The sequence below is a fragment of the Prauserella endophytica genome (assembly GCF_005146945.1).
Lineage (GTDB): Bacteria > Actinomycetota > Actinomycetes > Mycobacteriales > Pseudonocardiaceae > Prauserella_A > Prauserella_A endophytica.
Genome location: NZ_SWMS01000014.1, coordinates 1 through 19,609, shown reverse-complemented (window position 1 = coordinate 19,609; position 19,609 = coordinate 1). Strand labels below are relative to the sequence as shown.

General features: G+C 70.1%; 16 protein-coding genes and 1 tRNA gene. 6 read left to right on the top strand and 11 right to left on the bottom strand.

The genetic code is table 11. The features are described from left to right. Nucleotides 1–113: 113 nt before the first annotated feature. The 3 genes from FCN18_RS23455 to FCN18_RS23445 form a co-directional block, all read right to left on the bottom strand. Complete coding sequence (locus FCN18_RS23455; protein WP_112275358.1) at nucleotides 114–557, bottom strand: single-stranded DNA-binding protein; 444 nt, start codon at nucleotides 555–557, stop codon at nucleotides 114–116. A gap of 153 nt (nucleotides 558–710) precedes the next feature. Beyond that, a complete protein-coding gene (locus tag FCN18_RS23450; protein WP_112275356.1) occupies nucleotides 711–2,678 on the bottom strand; it encodes a cytochrome c oxidase assembly protein in 1,968 nt (655 codons plus the stop codon). 88 nt (nucleotides 2,679–2,766) lie between these two features. Next, nucleotides 2,767–3,936: an MFS transporter gene (locus FCN18_RS23445; protein ID WP_113643434.1), complete on the bottom strand. Its 1,170-nt coding sequence runs from the start codon at nucleotides 3,934–3,936 to the stop codon at nucleotides 2,767–2,769. Between the two features lie 110 nt (nucleotides 3,937–4,046). On the opposite strand from FCN18_RS23445, the gene FCN18_RS23440 reads away from it, so the two are divergent. From FCN18_RS23440 to FCN18_RS23430, 3 genes are all read left to right on the top strand, one after another. Next, a complete protein-coding gene (locus FCN18_RS23440; RefSeq protein WP_137096100.1) occupies nucleotides 4,047–5,123 on the top strand; it encodes a LacI family DNA-binding transcriptional regulator in 1,077 nt (358 codons plus the stop codon). Nucleotides 5,124–5,306: 183 nt separating this feature from the next. Further along, nucleotides 5,307–5,711 carry a peptidase inhibitor family I36 protein gene (locus tag FCN18_RS23435; protein ID WP_137096099.1) on the top strand — a complete coding sequence of 135 codons (405 nt, stop codon included), beginning with the start codon at nucleotides 5,307–5,309 and terminating at the stop codon, nucleotides 5,709–5,711. Between the two features lie 317 nt (nucleotides 5,712–6,028). After that, a tRNA-Arg gene (locus tag FCN18_RS23430) sits at nucleotides 6,029–6,102 on the top strand. Here the strand turns inward: FCN18_RS23430 and FCN18_RS23425 are convergent. The 8 genes from FCN18_RS23425 to FCN18_RS23390 form a co-directional block, all read right to left on the bottom strand. After that, complete coding sequence (locus FCN18_RS23425; RefSeq protein ID WP_112275351.1) at nucleotides 6,071–8,023, bottom strand: recombinase family protein; 1,953 nt, start codon at nucleotides 8,021–8,023, stop codon at nucleotides 6,071–6,073. The genes FCN18_RS23430 and FCN18_RS23425 overlap by 32 nt on opposite strands. A gap of 155 nt (nucleotides 8,024–8,178) precedes the next feature. Next, entirely contained in the window at nucleotides 8,179–8,709 is a 531-nt protein-coding gene (locus FCN18_RS23420) for a hypothetical protein (protein ID WP_110344151.1), read from the bottom strand. A gap of 185 nt (nucleotides 8,710–8,894) precedes the next feature. Beyond that, nucleotides 8,895–10,265, bottom strand: coding sequence for a DNA-methyltransferase (locus FCN18_RS40260; RefSeq protein ID WP_110344150.1), 1,371 nt, complete (start codon nucleotides 10,263–10,265; stop codon nucleotides 8,895–8,897). Continuing rightward, nucleotides 10,262–11,305, bottom strand: a complete 1,044-nt coding sequence (locus tag FCN18_RS23410; protein WP_110344149.1) for a DNA-methyltransferase — start codon at nucleotides 11,303–11,305, stop codon at nucleotides 10,262–10,264. The genes FCN18_RS40260 and FCN18_RS23410 overlap by 4 nt, the downstream gene beginning before the upstream one ends. Continuing rightward, a complete protein-coding gene (locus FCN18_RS23405; protein ID WP_206077974.1) occupies nucleotides 11,302–12,552 on the bottom strand; it encodes a DNA-methyltransferase in 1,251 nt (416 codons plus the stop codon). The genes FCN18_RS23410 and FCN18_RS23405 overlap by 4 nt, the downstream gene beginning before the upstream one ends. After that, nucleotides 12,549–13,301 carry a recombinase family protein gene (locus FCN18_RS23400; RefSeq protein WP_110344148.1) on the bottom strand — a complete coding sequence of 251 codons (753 nt, stop codon included), beginning with the start codon at nucleotides 13,299–13,301 and terminating at the stop codon, nucleotides 12,549–12,551. The genes FCN18_RS23405 and FCN18_RS23400 overlap by 4 nt, the downstream gene beginning before the upstream one ends. Before the next feature lie 113 nt (nucleotides 13,302–13,414). Continuing rightward, nucleotides 13,415–14,335, bottom strand: a complete 921-nt coding sequence (locus FCN18_RS23395) for a DNA methyltransferase (protein ID WP_110344147.1) — start codon at nucleotides 14,333–14,335, stop codon at nucleotides 13,415–13,417. Next, the gene (locus FCN18_RS23390; protein WP_137096098.1) at nucleotides 14,328–15,311 is read right to left on the bottom strand and encodes a hypothetical protein; all 984 of its coding nucleotides are present in this window, start codon (nucleotides 15,309–15,311) and stop codon (nucleotides 14,328–14,330) included. Before FCN18_RS23390 ends, FCN18_RS23395 begins: the two co-directional genes overlap by 8 nt. Nucleotides 15,312–15,846: 535 nt before the next feature. Between FCN18_RS23390 and FCN18_RS23385 the strand changes: the two genes are divergently transcribed. The 3 genes from FCN18_RS23385 (at nucleotide 15,847) to FCN18_RS23375 (ending at nucleotide 19,545) form a co-directional block, all read left to right on the top strand. Then, the gene (locus tag FCN18_RS23385; protein ID WP_110344145.1) at nucleotides 15,847–16,869 is read left to right on the top strand and encodes a hypothetical protein; all 1,023 of its coding nucleotides are present in this window, start codon (nucleotides 15,847–15,849) and stop codon (nucleotides 16,867–16,869) included. Nucleotides 16,870–17,042: 173 nt separating this feature from the next. After that, the gene (locus tag FCN18_RS40255; protein ID WP_043832176.1) at nucleotides 17,043–17,372 is read left to right on the top strand and encodes a pilin; all 330 of its coding nucleotides are present in this window, start codon (nucleotides 17,043–17,045) and stop codon (nucleotides 17,370–17,372) included. 4 nt (nucleotides 17,373–17,376) lie between these two features. Further along, the gene (locus FCN18_RS23375; protein ID WP_137096097.1) at nucleotides 17,377–19,545 is read left to right on the top strand and encodes a hypothetical protein; all 2,169 of its coding nucleotides are present in this window, start codon (nucleotides 17,377–17,379) and stop codon (nucleotides 19,543–19,545) included. Nucleotides 19,546–19,609: the final 64 nt, after the last annotated feature.

Sequence of the window (19,609 nt, the reverse complement as noted above, 5' to 3'; positions counted from 1 at the left end):
GTAGAGCGAGCCCGTCGGCTCCCTGACGCCGGTCACCGTCCCGGCACCGACCGTAGAGCGTTTTCTCGCAGGGTGATGCCCCCTCTACCCAGCGCAGTGCCACCCTGAGTAGCTCACGCCGCCGGTATTCGTTCTCGTTCGCGGTCCACCGCCTCCTCGCTCAGCGCCGCCGGTGCGGGTGGGTCACCGTTGCGTCCAAGGCGTCGCACGGTCGCGGTACACCACGACAGGTTGGGTCCGATCGCCAGCGCCTCGAGCTCGGGAATGGAGCGCTGCTGTCCTCCGCTCTCGAACTCGGCCGCGTACAGCCGCCCGCTGACGATCACCGGATCGCCCTTCGACAGTGACGCGCCGACCGTGCCGGCCATGCGCCGCCAGCACGTGACCCGCACGGCCATCCCCCGGCCGTCCCGCCACTGCCCGGACTCCTTGTCGTAACGCCGTTCGTTGCTTCGCAGCCAGAAGCTGAGCACCTCGTCGCCGTTCGCGAGCTTGCGCCGGGACAGCTCGCTGCACACGTTGCCGACGATCGTCAGCAGGGTCTCGCCGATGGCCATTGCCCTCACCTTCGCCGTGGTCGTTCTTCCGGCTTCCAGGCTGCCCCCGCGAACGGACCGAGAACGGACACGAACTGAATCTGTGGACAACTTCGAGCGAGTCGAACAACTCGCGGCGGAGCGCGAGAAATCGTCAGTGCCCTCTGCTACGGGCTACTTCCTCGGCTCGCCCTGCTCGGCAAGCTGCTTGAGCATGGCGTTGTACGAGGCCAGGTCCTGCTCCCCCGTCGCCTCCTCGCGGCGGTCACGGCGGCGCGCCTCCCGCTCGTCGGCCCTCGCCCACTGGATGAGCAGCGCCACCATCACCAGCAGCACGGGCAGTTCCCCGGACGCCCACGCGATGCCGCCGCCGAGCCGCTGGTCGGTCAGCAGGTTGCTCACCCACGGCAGATCAAGAGACCGGTAGAAGTCCTCGCCGATCACGGTCTGCATGTTCATCAGCGTCACACCGAAGAAGGCGTGGAACGGCATCGACGCGAAGACCATCCCGAGCCGGCCCAGCGGTGGCAGCCTGCGCGGCGCCGGGTCCACACCGATCACCGGCCAGTAGAAGACGTAACCGGCCAGCAGGAAGTGGGCGTTCATCGCCAGGTGCGCCCAGTGGTGGTTCAGCGCGGCGTCGAACAACCCGGAGTAGTACAGCCCGTAGAAGGAGCCGACGAACAGCAGCAACGCAACGATCGGGTGGGTCAGCACGCGCGCCACCGGCGAGTGCACGAAGGCCAGCAGCCACTCGCGCGGCCCCGGGGGCGCGCTACGGCCCGCGGTGGGCAGTGCCCGCAGCGCCAGGGTGACCGGGCCACCGAGGACGAACAGCACCGGAATCGCCATCGACAGCAGCATGTGGTTGACCATGTGCATGCTGAACATCGCCGGCGCGTACCGGCCGATGCCCGATGAGGTGGCGATCAGCAGCAGTACGCACCCTGCCACCCAGGCCACCGTGCGCCCGACCGGCCACGCGTCGCCACGCTTGCGCAGCCGGCGCGCACCGGCGAGGTAGAGCACGGCCAGCACGATCGCCGCCGTGCCGTAGATGAGGTCGAAGCGCCAGTCCGTGAGCAGTCGCCACGCGGTCGGCTCTCCGTTCAGGACGTAGCCGAGGAGCAACTCGACTGTCGAGGGCTGGGCGAGGATCTCCTGGGGCGGAGGGGTCCGGGACAGCGCGGTCGCGAGGCCGATCGTGACGGCCATGACGAGCACCTCGACCGCGGCGAGCCGCACGAGCTGTCCACCGCCCGCGCCGTCGTTGAGGTCACGCACGCTGCGCTGTCGCTGCTGGTGACCGAACACACCGAGCACGAGCAGGGCCACGATCTTGCCGAGCACCAGCAGGCCGTAGTCGGTGGTCAGCAGCTGACCGGGGCTCACGCGCACGAGCGCGTTGATGACGCCGGACGCGGCCATGACGACCCAGCTGACCAGTGCGATCTTGGAGAATCGCGACGCCGCGAGCGACAGGTGCGCACCCCGCCGCCTGGCGTGCGCGAGCAGCGCGATGAGCCCGCCGACCCACAACGCCGCGCCGACGAGGTGGTAGAGCAGGCTGTTGGTCGCCAGGTCGTGCGAGCCGCCGCTGGCCGAGTGACCGGTCACCGCGACAGGGAGCAGGCCCCCGACCGACAGGAAGAACAGCGCCGTGGTCCAGCCCCACGACAGCACGAGCCGGCAGCCGAGCGCGAGCAGCAGGGCGATGAGCGCCGTCCAGAGCCACGCCTTCGGCTGCTCGATGGCATCGATGAAGTTGAGCAGGACCTCCGGCCGGAGCACCTCCGTGAACGGGCGTCCGGCGCCGTCGGCCGCGCTGAAGAGCACCGAAGCGATCGCGAAGACGAACCACACCCACGCCGCGATCCCGGCCGTGCGCACAGCTGCGTAGCCGTCCGCGGCGAGCGTTCCCGACTTCTGCGGTGGCACGAGGAATGCCGCGAGCAGCAGCGAGCCGATGCAGATGGCCGCCGCGGCGTCGGCTCCGACCCGCACCACGGTGATGCCGTAGCGCGTGACGATGCCGGGATCGGTAAGGCCGGCGACCACGGCGCCGGCGCCTCCGGTGAGCGCGACGAGCCCCACGGCGACGATGACCGCGAGCAGCGCTCCGATCGCGAGCAGTGGAGCCATGCCTGCCCGGCGTCGGGTGGGGGCGTCCTGGGCAGGGTCGGCTTCGGTGGACACGCTACGAGGGTAGGACGACGTGGGTGGACACGATTCAGCGGACCGCGTGCGATGAGGCGCGGCTCGCACGCTCCTTCGCGACGAACCGGGTGGCGGCGACGGCGGCCGGTGCGATCACGGCCGCGACCAGGCCGACGACGACGAACGACGCCGACAGCGACGTCAGCTGCGCGATGCCCCCGATCACCGGCGGGCCGGCGAGAAAGCCCGTGTAGGCGATCGCGGTGACGAACGCCACCTCACGCTCGCCGCCACTGTCGTCGGACCGCTTGCCGGCTTCGCCCGCGAGGCCCAGCGCGATGGGGAAACACGCCGCGAGCCCCGCCCCGGCCAGCAGGAAGCCGACGTAGCTGACGGCGGGCATCCCGGCGACGGCGGCGGCGACGAGGCCCGTGCCCGCACACGCGGCACCGGAGACGAGCACCTTCGCCGAACCGAATCGCGCCTGTGTCCAGGATCCAGCGAGCCGCGCGAAGGCCATCGCGAGGGAGAAGCCGGCGTAGGCGAGCGCGGCCGCACCCTCGCTCGCGCCCTGTTCGTTCACCAACAGCAGAGCGGACCAGTCGGAGCTGGCGCCCTCCGCGATAGCCGAGCACAGCGCGATCGCCGCGAGCAGCCACAGCGCGGGCCGCCGGACGAGCGGGGTCGCCGCGGCCGGCGAGCCGCTCGCTTGCTCGGTCCTGGGCGCGACACCTGGTAGGACCCGCACGACGGCGGCGAGCATGACCGCGCCCACCAGCACCGCCACGACGAGATGCCGCAACGGCGACCAGCCTGCGCTCGCGGCCAGCGCCGCGCCGCCGGAACCTGCGAGCGCGCCGAAGCTGAATCCGGCGTGGAACAACGGCATGATCGGCTTGCCTTCCGCGCGTTCCACCGCGACGCCCGCGATGTTCATGGACACGTCCAGCACGCCCGAGGACGCGCCGAGACCGAACAGGGCGAGTGCGAGCCACAGCACGGACTGCGCGGAACCGACCAGCGGAAGGACGAGGCACACGGCGATCGCCGAAGCCACGATGACCGCCCGAGCGCCGACGCGCTCGACGATGCGGCCCGACACGCTCGCCGCGATGAGCATGCCGACGCTGGCCGCGAGGAGCGCGAGCCCGAACGGACCCGGGCCGATCCCGATCTGGTCGCTCAATGCGGGTGTTCGCGGGGCCCATGAACCGAGCGTCGCACCGTTGAAGGCGAAGACCATGATCACCGCGAACCGCCGCACGCCGCCGGCTCCTTCCTCGAGAATCCTTGCCTCAGAATGTCTTAAGCGCTTCAGAGAGCGCAAGGGGGACTACCGATTAGACTGCGCGGGTGGCCAGCACGCGGCGAAGGCAACCGACACTCGACGACGTCGCGGACGAGGTGGGTGTCTCCCGCACGACGGTCTCGAACGCCTTCAACCGCCCCGACCAGCTCTCGGCTGCGTTGCGCGAGGAGGTCCTGCGGACGGCGAAGCGGCTCGGCTACGCGGGGCCCGACCCGGTGGCGCGCAGCCTCGCGACCCGTCGCGTCGGCGCCATCGCCTTCATGCTCGACACGGGCGTGTCGGCGGCCTTCTCCGACCCGGCGCTGTCGATCACGCTCGACGCACTCGCCGCCGAGGTCGACCGCGAGGGGCACGCGCTGCTCCTGCTGCCCGGCGGGGACCACGGCGGCCCGCCCGCCGACCGGGTGCTGAACGCCCAGGCCGACCTGGCCGTGGCGTACTCGCTGGCGGACGGCGCACCGGCACTGCGCGCCGTGCGAGACCGGGGTCTGCCGCTCGTGGTGATCGACCAGCCGTACGTGTCCGGCGCGGCGAGGGTCAGCACGGACGACCGCGGTGGCGCCATCGCCGCGGCGCGGCATCTGCTCGACCTGGGGCACCGGCGATTCGGCATCCTCTCCGCTCAGTGCCTCTCGGAACCCCGTGGCGGGCCGATGACCGCGGAAGAGGCGGCGAAGAGCATGTTCCGGGACAACCGGGAGCGTCTGGCGGGATATGTGGACACCCTCGCGACGGCCGGTGTCACCGGCGTGCCCGTGTGGGAAACGTCGGGGACCTCGCGTGAACAGGCGAGACAAGCGGCCGGCGAGCTGCTCGACGGCGACCCGCGGCCGACCGCACTCTTGTGCATGTCGGACGAGCTGGCCCTGGGCGCGCTGGCCGCGGCCCGGCAGCGCGGGCTGAGGGTGCCGGGTGAGCTGTCGGTGGTGGGATTCGACGACGCCCCGCCGGCCGCGTGGGCCGAGCCCGCGCTGACGACCGTGCGGCAGGACCTGCAGCGCAAGGGCAGGCTCGCCGGTGAGCTCGCGTTGCGGCTGCTCGCGGGGCGTAAGGCACCTCCCCCGGTCACCCTGCCGGTGGAGCTGGTCGTGCGCGACTCCACCGGACCCCGCCCCGCGTAGCAGCACCGGCACCTTCCCACAAGGGCTTTCCGGAAAGTGTGGACAACTCCTACTCCGACGGGCGGGAAAGGGGCAGTTGTCCACAGAACCGAAATTGCCCGCTGACATTCCCTCCGGCCTTCGGCATCGTGGAGCTCAGCACATTCCACGGCGATTTCGCCCGAACACAGGGGGATTCACGAAATGTCTCGACGCTTTTCCGTACTGAGCAGGCGCGTCCCGAAGGCCCTTCTGCTGGCCACGCTGGGAATGCTGTGCGCGGCCGGTGTCGCGCAGGCCGACGTCGGCGGGCAGCCGCCGTCCCCGCCCGGATTCGCTTGTGAGCCGGGAGAGTTCTGTGCCTGGACGGGCGAGTTCTACGGCGGCCAGATCACCCGGTTCGACCTGCGCGGCACCAACCCGGAGGAGTGCGTGCCGCTGCCGGAGGGCGTCGACGCCCGCTCGTTCGCCAACCGGCTCGAGCGTCAGGTCACCGTCTATCAGGATCGGCACTGCGCGACCGAAGGGGATTTCAGTACCTATCCAGGGCCGGGCACGTTCGTCCCGCAGGCGCCCTATGTCGTGAGGGCGATTCAGATCTGGAACTGAACCCGCACAGCGGCCGCCGAAAAACGCGGCCGCCCGAGCTGGGCACCCACACCGGCACGCCAGGGGAACGCGTGGACGGGGTGTCCCGGGGGGCCGTGTCCCCGAGCGCGGCCCGCCGCGGGTGCGCTGTCGATCCACGGGCAGCGCACCCGTGGCCACCTGGCAGACCAGCGGCTGAACACGTGATCGTCCAACAACGGCGAGCTCGCTCACCAGGCCGGGTGACGGGTGAAACGATTCGCCGGTGTCCGGCGATCAAGTAATCAGTGGTGACTAAGCTGGCGGCTGAGTGGCATGGCCTTCGGTTGTCACCATGGGCCCTCGTAGCTCAGCTGGATAGAGCAAGAGCCTTCTAATCTCTAGGTCGCAGGTTCGAGTCCTGCCGGGGGCACTCCAAGGATGGGAACGGGAGAGGTGCTAGCCATGGCACCCTCCTTGTTCTCGTTGTCGTGTTTGCGCTGGTTGAGTCGCCGCTCTCGGTCGAACGGCAGGATGACGGCCTCGTCAGCGGCCTGACGGGTGGCTGGCAGTGTCGTTCCGGCCAGGGTGACCGTGCACTTGATCTGGTTGGTGTCCTTGTGGTAACGGAGTTCGAGTCGGAGGGCTTCGAACAGTCGCCGCGCGGTGTCTTCGGGTAGTTCTTCGATCCGGACCTCGCCCATGGGCAAGGTGTCGAGCAGGTCGGGATTGGGTGCCTGCTGGTTGGCCTCCTCGGCTTCGGCGAGCTGGGCTTCAAGTTGGGTCTTGCGCTGGTGAAGTTCGGCGCGTTCCTCGTTGATGTCGCGCACGAAGTCCTCGGTCGGTGTGTCGATACGGGAGAAGTTGCGGACGAGGTTCTTGATCATTCGGGTGGTGTCGTCGATCTCGCGTCGCAGGGCGGCGAGGCGTTGTTCTCGTTCCCGTTGGGCGGCTGCGCCGAGATCTCGGACCGTGCTGTCGAGCAGGTTGCGGCGGTACGTGCCGAAGATGTGGGTGGAGAGGAACTCGTTGAGTTTGTCGACGATCGCGTCTTCGCGAATCCAGAAGCTCCCAGCGGTGGGATGGCCGTCGGGGACGTATCCCTTCTTCGGTTCGCACACGTAGTAGGCGTGGCCACGGCGGGTCTTGCCGTTCATGCGCCGGCCGCAGTCACCGTGGAACAGGTAGGTGCGCAGCAGGTACGAGCGTTTGGTCTGGGGATGCTTGACGTTGGTGTTGCTGGTGCTGCGTGAGCCGAAGCGGTGTCCGCTGATGTCCTGGGCTTTGAGCCAGTCCTCCAAACTGACGAGCGGTTCGTGAACGGGTTGCGCGGACCAGATCCATTCCTCGATGGGGTTGGCGCGGTTGCCGCGGGACTTGCGGCCCTTGCGGTTCCAGACCATGTGCCCGGTGTACTTGGGGTTGGTGAGGATGTCGCGCACGTTCGAATAGGTCCAGCGGCCGACGGAGCGCTTCGGGTCGACGGGTACCGGCGGTGGATAGGTCGCGGGATCGAGGTTGAGCCGGTCCGCGATGGCCTGGTAGCCGAGGCGTTCGGTGATGCGCCAGTGGTAGGCCATGCGGACGGCGGGTGCCTGCGCGGGGTCGAGGTCGAGGAACGTCTTTTTGACGCCCTTGGCGCGCTTGGCGGGGACCGGGTGCGGGACGTGGCGGGCGCGGTAGCCGTAGCAGGGTTTCCCGACGTTGTATCCCGCCTCGGTGTGGATCGCGAAGCCGTCCCAGGACTTCTCCAGCATGTCGACGACGTAGAACTCGGAAATGCTCTGCTTGACCCGGCGGGTCAGCAATGAGGTGGCGACCTTCGGCTTGCGACCGTCCACTGTGGCCAATTGGAAGGGCTCATCGGCCGCGAGCAGACGCACCCCGGCGCGCTCCAGGCGGTGCTCGATGGTGGTGCCGTAGTACATGTGCCGGGCGGTCCGTTCGATGGACTCGCAGATGACGTAGTCGAATCGCCGATCGGGACGTTCGGCCTCGGCGAGCAGGTCTTGGATGCCGCCGTCACGCGTGATCGGAATGTCGAACTGTTCATGCGCGTGCCCACCGCCGCGGGCGTCGAGGTCCATGCGCCCGGATTCGACGTCGTAGAAGTGCGCGACGATCAGTCCGTCCTCGGGCAGCGCGCGCTGCGATGAACCGAGCTGACGCGGCAAAGACAATGTGGGGTCTTGCATGTCGCGAGTGGACACTCGGCCCAGCCACGCGAACCGCAGCAGAGTGGGCTGTGCGGCGACGATCGGCTCGCCGCCCGCTGCCGCTGCGCTGTAGGGGCTTCGCGCGCGTCCTACGCTGCGTCGTCCAGCCCACGCGCGGACCTGTTCCGGGCCTGCCATTGTGTCACCTCCCACAACACTCGTGCTTGTTCCGCGGCCAGTCGCTGAGCCTCGATTCCTTCCACAGTGCGGATTTCGGCGACCAGTTCCGGTGGTTCGTCAGGAGCCAGACGTCCGGTGGCGTCGTCGCGGCGTTCGTATTCGCCTGCCAACGCTCACACCCCTTGTCCGCTCATGTAGAGGTTTCCGATCGTGAAATAGCTGGCGCCCAGGACGCGGCGGCGGAGGAACGCGGTGAGTGCACGCGCCTGCGGCAGCATCTCCAAGACCGGGTTCCAGGGCTCGGTCGCGTAGGCGATCGGGACGCAGTGCTGCGCGGCGAGGCGTTCGCGATCCAGAATCTCGAACGGATCGCGCGATAGCCGCTCCGCCTTCTCGGAGACGATCAGGTCGTAGCCCGGTTCAGGTACGGACAGAGACGCGGCCAGCTCGCGCCACCCGCCTTCGCGTCGGGGCAGTCCCGCATCGTGCAGCGTCGCCGAGTCCACGTCGGCGGGCAGGTCGTAGAAGCAGTGGGTGATCACCACGCGAGGACGGAACACCCGCTCGCACAGCGAGTACTGCTGGCGTAGGAGGCGCAGGGCGATCGCGTCGGTCCTGTTCTTGCGTCCGTAGAACACCGCCCTGATCGGCTCGGGCGCGGCGGTGATCCCGTCGGTGGCCGTAGTCGCTGCTGGGGCGGACATGGGAATCGTGCCTCCTGGTCTCCTCGTCCCGCGCCACGTGCAAGCACCTGTCGTTCAGCGCGAACCAGCTGGTCAGAGCGTCCAGCTGGGTGGTGCGGGCCTGGGATCGTAGCGTCGATCAGCGAGAAACGGAGGCCCCGAACGAGTGGGCCCCGCCTGTCGTCCACGTCACACCGGCGCGGGTGTCACGCGGCGCGCGGAACCGGTTCCGGGGCCTGGTGGGTGCCGCGGGCTCGTGCTTGCTGGCGGGGGTCGTGGACGCGCCAGGTGGCGAGGCGGCAGTAGTCGCGACTGGCATCCAGCGAGATGGCGCGCCGGCCGTGCACGGCGGCAGCCAAGGCGGTGGTTCCGGTGCCACCAAAGGGATCGAGCACCACACCGGGAACGCTGGCCGCGCTCGTGTCGGCGCAGTCGCAGGCGTCGGCGAACTCGGTGGCCCGCGATAGCAGGAACTCGCGGGCGTAGCCGCCCAGCGCGGCCCGCGCCTCGGCGACGAGCTGCCCATCGGGATGCTCGTGCACGGCCGGACGGCCCTGGGTGTCGAGGGCGCGAGGCGTGTCGTTGAGTCCCGCGGCTCGCAGCGCGGCCAGGTGGGCCTCGGTCAGGCCGTGCTCGCGCACCAGTTCCAGCGCCCGCCGCGTCTGTGGCCGGGAGGTGTCCAGGCCGAAGGCGACCGGGACGCGGCGGCGGCCCTGCCCGCAGGCGGTGCACACGCTCTGCGGCGACCACCCGAGGACGAGTCGCCGAGGCCATTCCACCGGAAACGACGCGAAGTGCGCGATACCCAGGTGCGGAGGCACCCGCAGTGGTTGAGGTGCGATCTCCCATACCGATCCGGGCAGGCGGCCGTGCGGGTGCAACATCTGCCGTCGTTTCAGGGTCTGCTGTTCCGCACCCGGGTAGTACCGGCCATCGCGTGCCGCGCGGCCAGGATCGGATCGATGCGGCGCCACACGAGCGAGACTCGACGCGGAGTGCGGGAGCCTGATGGTGTCGATGGCGTTGTAGTAGCGCGGGTTGAGCGTGAAGTGGAACCAGGTTTCGTGGCTGCGGCGGACCCGGTCGCGCACGGACTCGGGCAGTCCGTGTGGTTTGGACCAGATGATCTCGGCGCGCAAGATCAAACCGAGTTCGTCGACGCAGCGCAGGGCGTAGCGCCACGGCAGCCCGATCAGCGACTTCGCCGGAACGCTGCGGTTGTGTGGGTCGCCGCCGTCCGGGACCTGCCCGGCACCGCGGGTTCCGTTCAGGGAGCGGCCTTTGCCGTTGTTGTGGCTGGAGTACTTGTCACCGAGGTTGATGAAGATTGACCCGGACGGTTTGAGGACGCGGATCATCTCGCGGGTGCAGGCGATCAGGTTCTCGAGATAGGCGCCCGGGGTGTCTTCGGCACCGAGCTGTCCGCGGTAGGCGGTGTCGCCATCGCGGTAGGTCCGCAGCCCGAAGTAGGGCGGGCTGGTGATCACCAGATCGACGCTGGCGTCCGGGACTGGAAGGTCACGGGCGTCGCCGTGAACGATCTCCGGTTTGACGAAGGCGATGTCGTCGTCGGTCATCGCGGCCCTCCTGCGTCCGGGCCGGCCGCAGTGATGCGCCGGAGTGCGAGGTCGTGGTAGGTGGCCTTGGTGTCGATGCCGGTGAAACGCCGGCCGAGCGCGCGGGCGGCGACGCCGGTGGTCCCGCTGCCGCTGAATGGGTCGAGGACGTGGCCCCCGGGCGGGCATCCGGCCGCGATGCACCGGCGCGGGATCTCCACTGGCGATGGCGCGGGATGCCTGGCGCGGGTGCGGTCGGGCGGGATGGTCCACACGTTGCCGGGGTTGCGGCCACGCTGCCCGTCGGCGGGTGTGCGGGGCCAGGTTCCGCGTGCGGTGTTCGGCTTGGTGCCGCCGTAGTGGGCGCGGCGGGACAGGGCCCGGTCGCCGGTGTAGGGCTGCCGGATCGCATCGAGGTCGAAGTAGTAGTCCGGCTGCGTGACGAACAGGAAGAGCATCTCGTGCCGGGTCGTGAGCCGATCGGAGATCGGGGTGGGCGTGGCGTGGGGCTTGTGCCAGACGATCGCCGACCGCAAGATCCACCCGTCGTCCTGCAGGGCGAAGGCCAGCCGCCACGGCATGCCGAGCAGGTTCTTGTGCGGCACGTCCGCTCGTGGCCGGTAGTGCGGCTGCCCGGCCTGGCCGGGCGCCGCGCACCAGTAGCCGTCCGAGTTGGTGGAGTAGCTGTCACCCAGGTTGACCCACACCGTGGCCCGCGGGGTGAGCACCCGCCGGGCCACAGAGAACGTCGCGCGCAGAGTCTCGATGTAGTCGTCCGCGGTCGGTTCCAGCCCGATCTGCGGATGCTCGCGCCGGGCCCCGCAGTCTCGGCATCGCCACCGCCCGGTACCCGCTTCGCGGAGGCTGGCGGGGCGGTGGCGGCAGCCGGGCCGGCCGCCGGTCCAGGTGTCGGGGGCGTAGTCGCGCAGCCGCCAGTAGGGCGGGCTGGTGACCAGACAGTCCACCGAATCTTCGGGCAGGTTTCGGATTCCGGCTTCCGCGTCGGCGGTCACCAGCGTGACGGCGTTGTCCTCACGGGAGTGTGCAGCGAAGGTGGTCACGCGGCCCTCCCGGTGTCCTGTGCGGACAGGCCGAGGCGGCGCAGGCCGATGTCGTGAAACTCCGAGTTGAGGTCGATGCCGAGGTAGGAGCGGCCGAGCTGGCGCGCGGCCAGGCCGGTGGTGGCGGCGCCGCTGAACGGGTCGAGCACCACCCCGCCGTCGGGGCATCCGGCGGCGATGCAGCGCAGCGGGATGTCGACCGGGAACGCGGCGAAGTGCGCCTCGCGCAAGGGGCGGGTGGTGATCGACCAGACGTCGCCGGGATTCTTGCCCCGAGCGTGCGCGGCGGTGTGCCGCGCCCCGGTCGGGCGCATCGCGTCCCCCGGTGCTTTCCCGGTGAACGGATCGGCATCCCGGTATTTGCCGTACACGCTGCGCCCGCGGCGGCGCGCGGTCGCATCGACCCCGCCGTGACGGCCCTTGTTCGCACCGCCGATCACGATGCCCTCCCCGACCGCCTCGGGACGGGTGAGTGGTTCGCGGATCGGGTCGAGGTCGAAGAAATACTTCTGCTGTTTGGTCAGCAGGAACAGCATCTCGTACCGGTTGGAGACCCGGTCGCGCACGGATTCGGGCATGGCGTTGGGTTTGTGCCACACGATCGCGTTACGCAGAATCCAGCCGTCGGCCTGCAACGCGAACGCGACCCGCCACGGCATGCCAACCAGGTTCTTCCGCGGCAGGCTCCGTGTGCGCGCCACCCCGGCCTGGCGCAGCGATTCCCGCAACGGCGCCGCCGCACCACGGCCGGACAAGGTGCTGGCCCGCATCGCGTCCCCGGTGCGGCCGGGCGGTTCGGCGGAGTACGAATCGCCCAGGTTCAACCACACCGTGCCGGTGTCGGCCAGGACACGGTGCAATTGCACGAAGACCTCCCGCAGCCGGTCGACGTAGTCCTGCGGGGTCGCCTCCAGGCCGTGCTGATTGTCCTCGCGGCGGGCGCCGCACCGGCGGCAGCGCTGCGGCACGCCACCGCGATGCGCCGCGGACGCGGGATAGGCAAGACCGGGGTGTTTGGACTGGGGAATGTTGCCGCCGCGTCCGGTCGCGGCCAGGTGCGCGCAGCCGGGGTCACCGCCGACCCAGGTTCCGGTCCCGTAGTCGCGCAGCCCCCAGTACGGCGGGCTGGTGACCACGCAGTCCACCGACTTCTCCGCCAGGCCGGCGAGGGTGGCGGTGGCGTCGCCGGTGTAGAGCGTGACCATCTCGTCGCGGTAGTGGACGGTGCTCGTCGGATGCTGGGTCACGCCGCCTCCCTGCCCTGGTCGGCGAGTCCGGTGGTGTCGGCGTCCGGGGTCGACGAGACCCAGCGGGCTCGGCGGTTGTGGACCGTCCAGAACAGGGCAGGTTCGACCAGCGCCCGGTGGCTGCGCTGCCGTGACCACGTCCAGTTTTCCGGCGGCTGGTCCACTCCGCGCAGCGTGCGATCACGCACGACGTAGCCGAGGTAGACGGGGTTGGCCAGGATGGTGCGCACTACCGCGCGGTTCCACTCGCGTGCCCGGCCGGACACGGGATCGACCGGGCGGGGATGCTGCTGGTCGGTCAGGCGCCGGGTGATGGCGCGGTCGCTGAGGTTCTCGTACCGAGACCAGGCGAAGATCAGCGGCACGACCGGCGCGCGCAGCGCGTCGACGACCAGCCGGTGCCGCCACCCCGCACGAGCGGACTCCGGCTCCACCCAGTGATGTTCCAGGGCGTAGCCGTACGGTGCGGGCCCCAACCACCAGCCATCGCGGGTGCGCCGCCACAGCGTCAACCGCGACCGCCGGGCAAGCTCCACCTGATACAGGTAGACGCCCAGATCGGCAGACTCGCGCCGGTCATCGTCGTCATACGGAGCCAGCGGGTATCCGGTGAGGGCTTCGCGCAGCCGCCTCCATCCGGTGGGTGACTCAGGCCTGCGCGTGCGATAGCTGACGAACGGATAGAACAGAGGATTGATACGGGGTGAAACCCGACGCGGGCGGCGACCCGGTTGCGGACTGAGGTCCATGAGATTCGCTCCTTCGGCAAGGTGGGTGTGAGGTCGCGAGCCGCGGGACGTCGGCTCAACGTCGCTGCGCCGCGGGCAAGGCGCCGACGGCTGCTCGGTGAAGCGGCGCGCACTCAGGCCGCGGCCGAATCGGGCCGTGTCCCGCGCCCGGGGCGGTGCGGTCGCGGCGGTGCGTGCAGCGCCGGGAGGGGCTGGTTCAGGGCCGGATCGGCGGCGTCGGGATCAGCCCGGAGCACCAGCGCGGTGTGGTGCGCGGGCAGCGCGACCGGATGCCCGAGAGCCCGTTCGGCTCGGGCGGCGGCGCGGCGCTGCGCCAGCGACGCGCGGGTGTAGGTGCGGCCTCGTCGCACCGTGGCGGTCAGCGCCACACACCGCGCGACCGGTGCCAGCCCGGCCGCGGTGGCGACCGCCGCGATCCGGCTGGGAACGTCGAGCAGGTCGTGGCGCACGGGGTGGCGCTGCGGGGCGCTGGTGATGACCACGTGCCCGCCAGGACGCAGCGGCGGCCGGTATTGCGCAAGCAGCCCGTGCAACCGCTCCAGGGCACCATCGAGGTCGCCAGCCGGCCCGGGGCGCAGGGTCGTCAGGAGGAGATCGATCCGCCCGGTCAGTCCGGCCGTGGCCGCGGCGACGGCCGTTCCGGGGCGTCGGTCGAGGATGAGGACCATGCCGTCGACGAACACCCCGCGCGCCTTCGTGGCGGTCACATTGGCGCGGGCCAAGCGCCACCACCGGCGCTGTCCGGTCAAGCCGATCGCGTGCCGTCCGGCCCGCAGCGCTTCGACGATCGTGGTGCCCGCTCCGCAGTCGGGATCGAGCACGACATCACCGGGCCGGGTCAGCGCCGCGATGGCGTAGCGGGCGATCGCCGGGGCCATCAGGGCGGGGTCGGCGCCGGTGGCGTCGTGGTATCCGCCCTCGGTCAGCTGGGCCGTCAGGCTGTCGGTCCCGGTCGGCCACAGCGACGACACAACGGGGCCTTCGGACCGCTCCCCCGCCGGGCGGGTGAGCTGCGTGCCGGTGCGCTTAGACATCCGAGGTCTCCTTCTCGTCGAGGGCACCGTCGTCCGTCGCGTCCGGAGCCATCCGCCCGAGCAGAACGAGGTCGTGGTGCACCGTGCGCAGCGGTGGCGCTGTGGCGTCGACCGCGCGCGGCGAGAAGTCCGGCGCAGGTACTGCGGTGCGCATCCGGTCGGCGGCTGTGAGGCAGTTCGGCGTGTCCGGTACGGGCGCGGTGAGCACGGCGATGTGATCGAGACACCGCATCCCACGACTACCCAGTGTGTTCAGCAAAGTCGCGCGCGGATCGCGCAGCCAACCATCGCGGCTATCACTGTGTGTGACTGTTGCGAGGAGGCCGCGCGGGGTGAGCAGGGCGTCCCAGTCGGTGCGTGCGAGCCAGTCGGTGGCGTGCGGATCAAGCGCGGTGATGATCAGGTCGAAGCCACCGCGCGGTCCGTCTCCGTCTCGATGCCGAGGGCGCGCGGAGTCGGGGTGCGGTTCGGGCACCGGGTGCAGCCCGAGCCGACCGAGTCGGGGTCGCGACCCCGACTCGGCTCCGGCACGGCGGGAGGAGTCGGTGTGCTCGGCCGGGTCGTCGGAGGTGGGTGCCGTGGTCGCGGTGTCAGCGCCACGACCGAGCCGGGCTACGGTCCAGACTGCCTCGGCGAGACCGGCGTACGCCTCGGCGCTGCGGGCGTTGCCGGCCGCGTGCTGAAAAGCGCGCGGGGATGGCGGCGGGGTGAGCAGAAGGACGCGGTCGCCGGGGCGCGTGTAGGTCGTCACGAGGGTGACGATCGTGCGTCCGAGCCAGCCGGGAAGCAGTGCGGTACCGGGCAGCATCTCCGCGTCGGCGAACGACCAGAACGTCGCCGGACGTGGACGCCGGGCAGCTGCGGTAGCAGGTGTGGTCCGTGGCGCACGGTGCCGGCCACGGCGGAGGCTCGCCGTGTCGCGATGCGGCAAGCGGCGGTGACGGCGTCCGGGCTCGGGATGCGGTGTTGAGGTCATCGGTGGCCTTCCTCGCGGTGTGATCGGCGTGGTCTGCCAAGTCACCCCAAGAAGCCGGTTTTGAGGCCGTTTTTCGACACCGCTCACCCAAGTTTTTTTCGAACTCCCGAAGCCCGGCGCCCCACGCATCTAGACGCGAGCCCGAATGTGTCGAAACTTTCCCAGCGTCCGGAAGTATTCGAGCACGACACCGTGCGGATTGACTTGCTGTCGAATAACCCGGGCACGGTCAAGAAGAATTTCTGACCCGAATCAAAAGCGCTCGGCCGGAGTCGCCACTAGCCCACCACGGCGGACCGCCGACTGCTTACTAAAGAAGCACTTAAAAGACCAGTTCACACGCTATTAAGGCGATCCTGGATGCCGCCGGAGCAGGCTGTCCCGAGCAGGGGTTTCTGAATCCTTCAAGGTGGCGGCTTTAGTAGCCGCATCCACCTACTAAGAAGATCATCCTTGTTCTTTTCTTGTCCTTTTCTTGTCGCCGCCCTGGCGTCCTGACGGAGCTGATTCGCCAACTCCAGTCAGGAGCACATCAATGACGAACGACGAGATTGTGTCCGCACCTATCCGGCCCGATCACGAGGGGCACGAATGGTTGCCGCTGGACACCGCGCGCGACGCCTTCGGGTGGCTGGTCACCGGGCCGAAGCCGATGGCCGTGGACGGGGCCCGGTTCGTCGGATTGCCGCGGCGGCCGGTGCCGCTGGACGAGCTGCGGGACCGGGTGATGAGCAAGCAGTGCCCGCATCGCACCCAGGACGACGTGTGGGCGCATTTGGTGCTGCGTTCCCGCGCTCACGGGGGCGCGTGGACAGTCGCGTGCGTCGGGATGGCACTGCCGTCGCTGGCCTCGAGTTCCCGGTGGCTGGCGGCGCGGTATCCGCTCGATCGCGCAGATGTCCACGCGGCCGTACTCGCCGGATTCGTCCAAGCATTGGCGACGGTGGATCTCACCGATCCCGGCATCATCGCCAGGCTGCACTTCGCCGCTCGCCGTGCCGGGCAAGCGGCACTGGAAGCGTCCCTGGACGCCCCACTGCCGGCTGGCTCGGGCTATCACTCCGCAGCGCCGCGCCCGCCGTACGGGCACCCCGACTTGGTGCTCGCGCGGGCGGTCGGTGAGCAGATTCTCACCCCCGCCGAAGCGGACCTGATCTCGGCTACCCGGCTCGGCGAAACCTCGGTGACCGACTGGGCGCAAGCCCACGGCGCCGCGCTCAAGACCGCGTTCAAGGCGCGTGATCGAGCCGAAGACCGACTCGTCACCTGGCTGCGCGATCAGCTCGCCGACACCGACTCCGAAGACCCCGTCGCCGACGCAGCGGTTGCCGCTCTGGTCGCCGACTCGCCGGATGCTCCCGCCGAGGAAAACCCGTCGTTATCACGCGCTGTGAGCGGCCGTCTGCGCAACGGCTGGCCGACCGCTTCCAAAAAATCGTCACGGGCGGTGTCGAAAAACGACCCGAAATCCGGCTTCTTGGGGTGCGGGGAGACCCCACCCAGCTCTCCGCGTACCGCCGAGCACGAGCCGACTTCGGAGGTGCGCCGATGCGCGTGACACCCCATCCCCAAACCCAGCACACCACCGCGCCGCCGCGCTCCCTCGCGTCGAGCGCATCCGATCAGAACCGGCCCCTCACGGGCGTCGCCGGCCATTCACGACCGACAGCACACGCGGATGCCGCACGTCCACGTCATCGGACCTCTCGGTCGCGCCCAGTGCGCCGCGCGGTGACGCGCTCGGTTGCCTTCGCGGTACTCGGCGCGGTCCTGCTCAGCTCGCTCACCGCGGATGCGGCGCAGGCCTCGACACAGGTGCTCGCGATCGCGAGCAGCGTCGGGCAGGTCTTCGACAACATCCGCAACTGGCTGGTCGGCATCCTCGCCGGGCTGGCGACGGTGTTCCTCACCATCGGCGGCGTCCGGTACCTGATGGCCGGGGGCGACCCCGGCGAAGTCGAGAAGGCCAAGCAGTCGTTCAAGTCGGCGGGCTGGGGCTACGGGTTGGCGGCGCTGGCGCCGCTCGTGGTGGAAATCCTGCGCGGGATTGTCGGGGCCTGAGGCTATGACCGCGACCCGAAACCCCCGCGTGCCCGAGCCCGATCGCGGCGAGCCCGGCACCGGCGCACGCCCGGCGGAGACGGTGCGCCGGGAGCGGGTCCTGCTCGCCCCGCCGACCCCGCAGCGCACCGGACGTGGTTCCCGGCGGCGGCTGGTCTGGCTGCTGGCTCTGGGGCTGACCGTGGTGCTCGGCGGTGCGCTGGCTGTCAGTGCGTGGGCCTCGCCCGGTGCACCCCGGCAGCCAGGCACGCAGCAGGCGGCGCTGGCGCAGCCCGCGGCGCAGCAACCGCCACCACCGTTGCCGCTGCCGCCCAACCCCAGCGACACGTGTGCGCCGAACTCGCCGGACCCGACGTGTCACTTTCCGACCGGCACGCCGCGCCCGTCGATCCCGGCGACGCCGCTGCCGCCGATCACCGCCCTGCCGCCGCCGACAAGTTGCTTCCCCGGCCAGATCGGGTGCACACCCGGTGGCCCGACCACCGCGCCGAGCACGACTGCGAACCCGCCGTGCACGGGTGAAGACTGCATCCCGCAGCCCACCCCGACACCGAGCACGAGTCCGCAGCCGGGTGGCCCCAGCACGGGAAACGGCGATCCGGACTGCGGACTGACCAACATCACCGGCTGCATCGCCAAGGCGATCAACGGGGTGTTCAAGGATCTGGTCAATGCCGCGCTGTCGCCGATCCTGGAGTTACTCGGCCACACCGCGCTGACCACGCCGACGCTGGATCAGCTTCCCGGTATCGGCGAGCTGTGGAACAACTCGTGGCAGATTGTGCTGGCCTGCTACGGGATGCTGATCCTCGTCGCCGGGATCGTGGTGATGTCCCACGAGACGGTGCAGAGCCGGTACTCGATCAAGGAGATCGGCCCGCGGATTCCGATCGGATTCCTCGCCTCCGCGCTGTCGTTGTTCTTCGCGGAGAAGTTCATCCGGCTGGCCAACGCGCTGTCCGCCGCCGTGCTCGGCGACGGGGTGAATCCGCCGTCGCTCGGGTCGACCCTCAAGGACGCGGTCGAGGGCGCGGTCTCCGGCGGGTTCTTCATGATCCTGCTGGCGCTGGTGCTCGTGGTTGTCGGGATCGCCCTGCTGATCGTCTACGTCGTCCGCGTGGTCATCACGTTGATCCTGATCGTCACCGGGCCGCTGTTTCTGATGTGTCACTGCCTGCCCCACACCGATGGCATCGCCCGGTGGTGGTGGAAGGCGCTCGGGGCGACGCTGGCGATCCAGGTTGCCCAGTCGCTGGTGCTGATCACCGCCGTGCGGACATTCCTGGCCGGCGGAGTGCATCTGTTCGGCTCGACGCTGTCCGCGCTCGGCATGCTCATCGCCGCGATCGCGCTGTTCTACATCCTGTTCAAGATCCCGTTCTGGGCCCTCTCGGCCACCAAGATCGGCAACGGCCGGTCCTTCCTCGGCGGGCTCGCGAAGGCGTACATCGCGGCGAAGACGTTCGGGATGGTCGCCGGGAAGTCCGGCGGACTGGGCAAAGCCGGCGCGGTCGCGGGTGGCGGAAAAGGCAGCAAGGGCGGCGGGGGCCGCGGCGGTGCTGCCGCCGATCCGCCGTGGCCCGCTCAGCCGCGGATCGCGCCGACACCGGAGGCGGTCAACAAGCGGTTGCAGGCGGCCTACGACGCCGACCGCGCCCGTGCTGCCCAGCAGCCGCGCCCGCCGTCGCAGCGACCGGAGTTTCTGCAACCCGGTCCGCAGGAGACCACCCACGACCCGGCTGTCACCCCGGCCACCCAAGGACCCGTCATGCCCGAATTCAGTTCCGCATCCAAGCCCGCTACGGCGGTCCCGCCACCCGCCGGGCGGCGCAGGCAGGCCGCGACGGCGCCCCGGTTCCAAGCTCCCGGTGCACCGCGCCGCGCCGGTGGTGCCGCGCCCCCGGCTCGACCGGTGGCGGTGGCCGCGGTTCCGCCGCACTTGCGGTTCCAGCCGCCGACGCCGGAACCGCCCCACGTGTCCCAGCCGGTCAAACCAGCGGCCGTGCCACCCGCTGCACCGGTGTTCCGGACCGCGCACCCGGAGCCGCGCATCGGAGACGCCCGCCCACGCACGCCGTCCGTGCCGCCGGTGACGTTCCGGGCGCCGACCACGCCACCGACACCGCCGAGATCCGTACCGAAAGCCCCGCCCCGTGGAGGTGAGAAGTCATGACACCCCTTGTGTCAACCTCAAGATCAAAGTCAGGCTGCGGTCGGCTGTTTCATCCGGTGTTGGG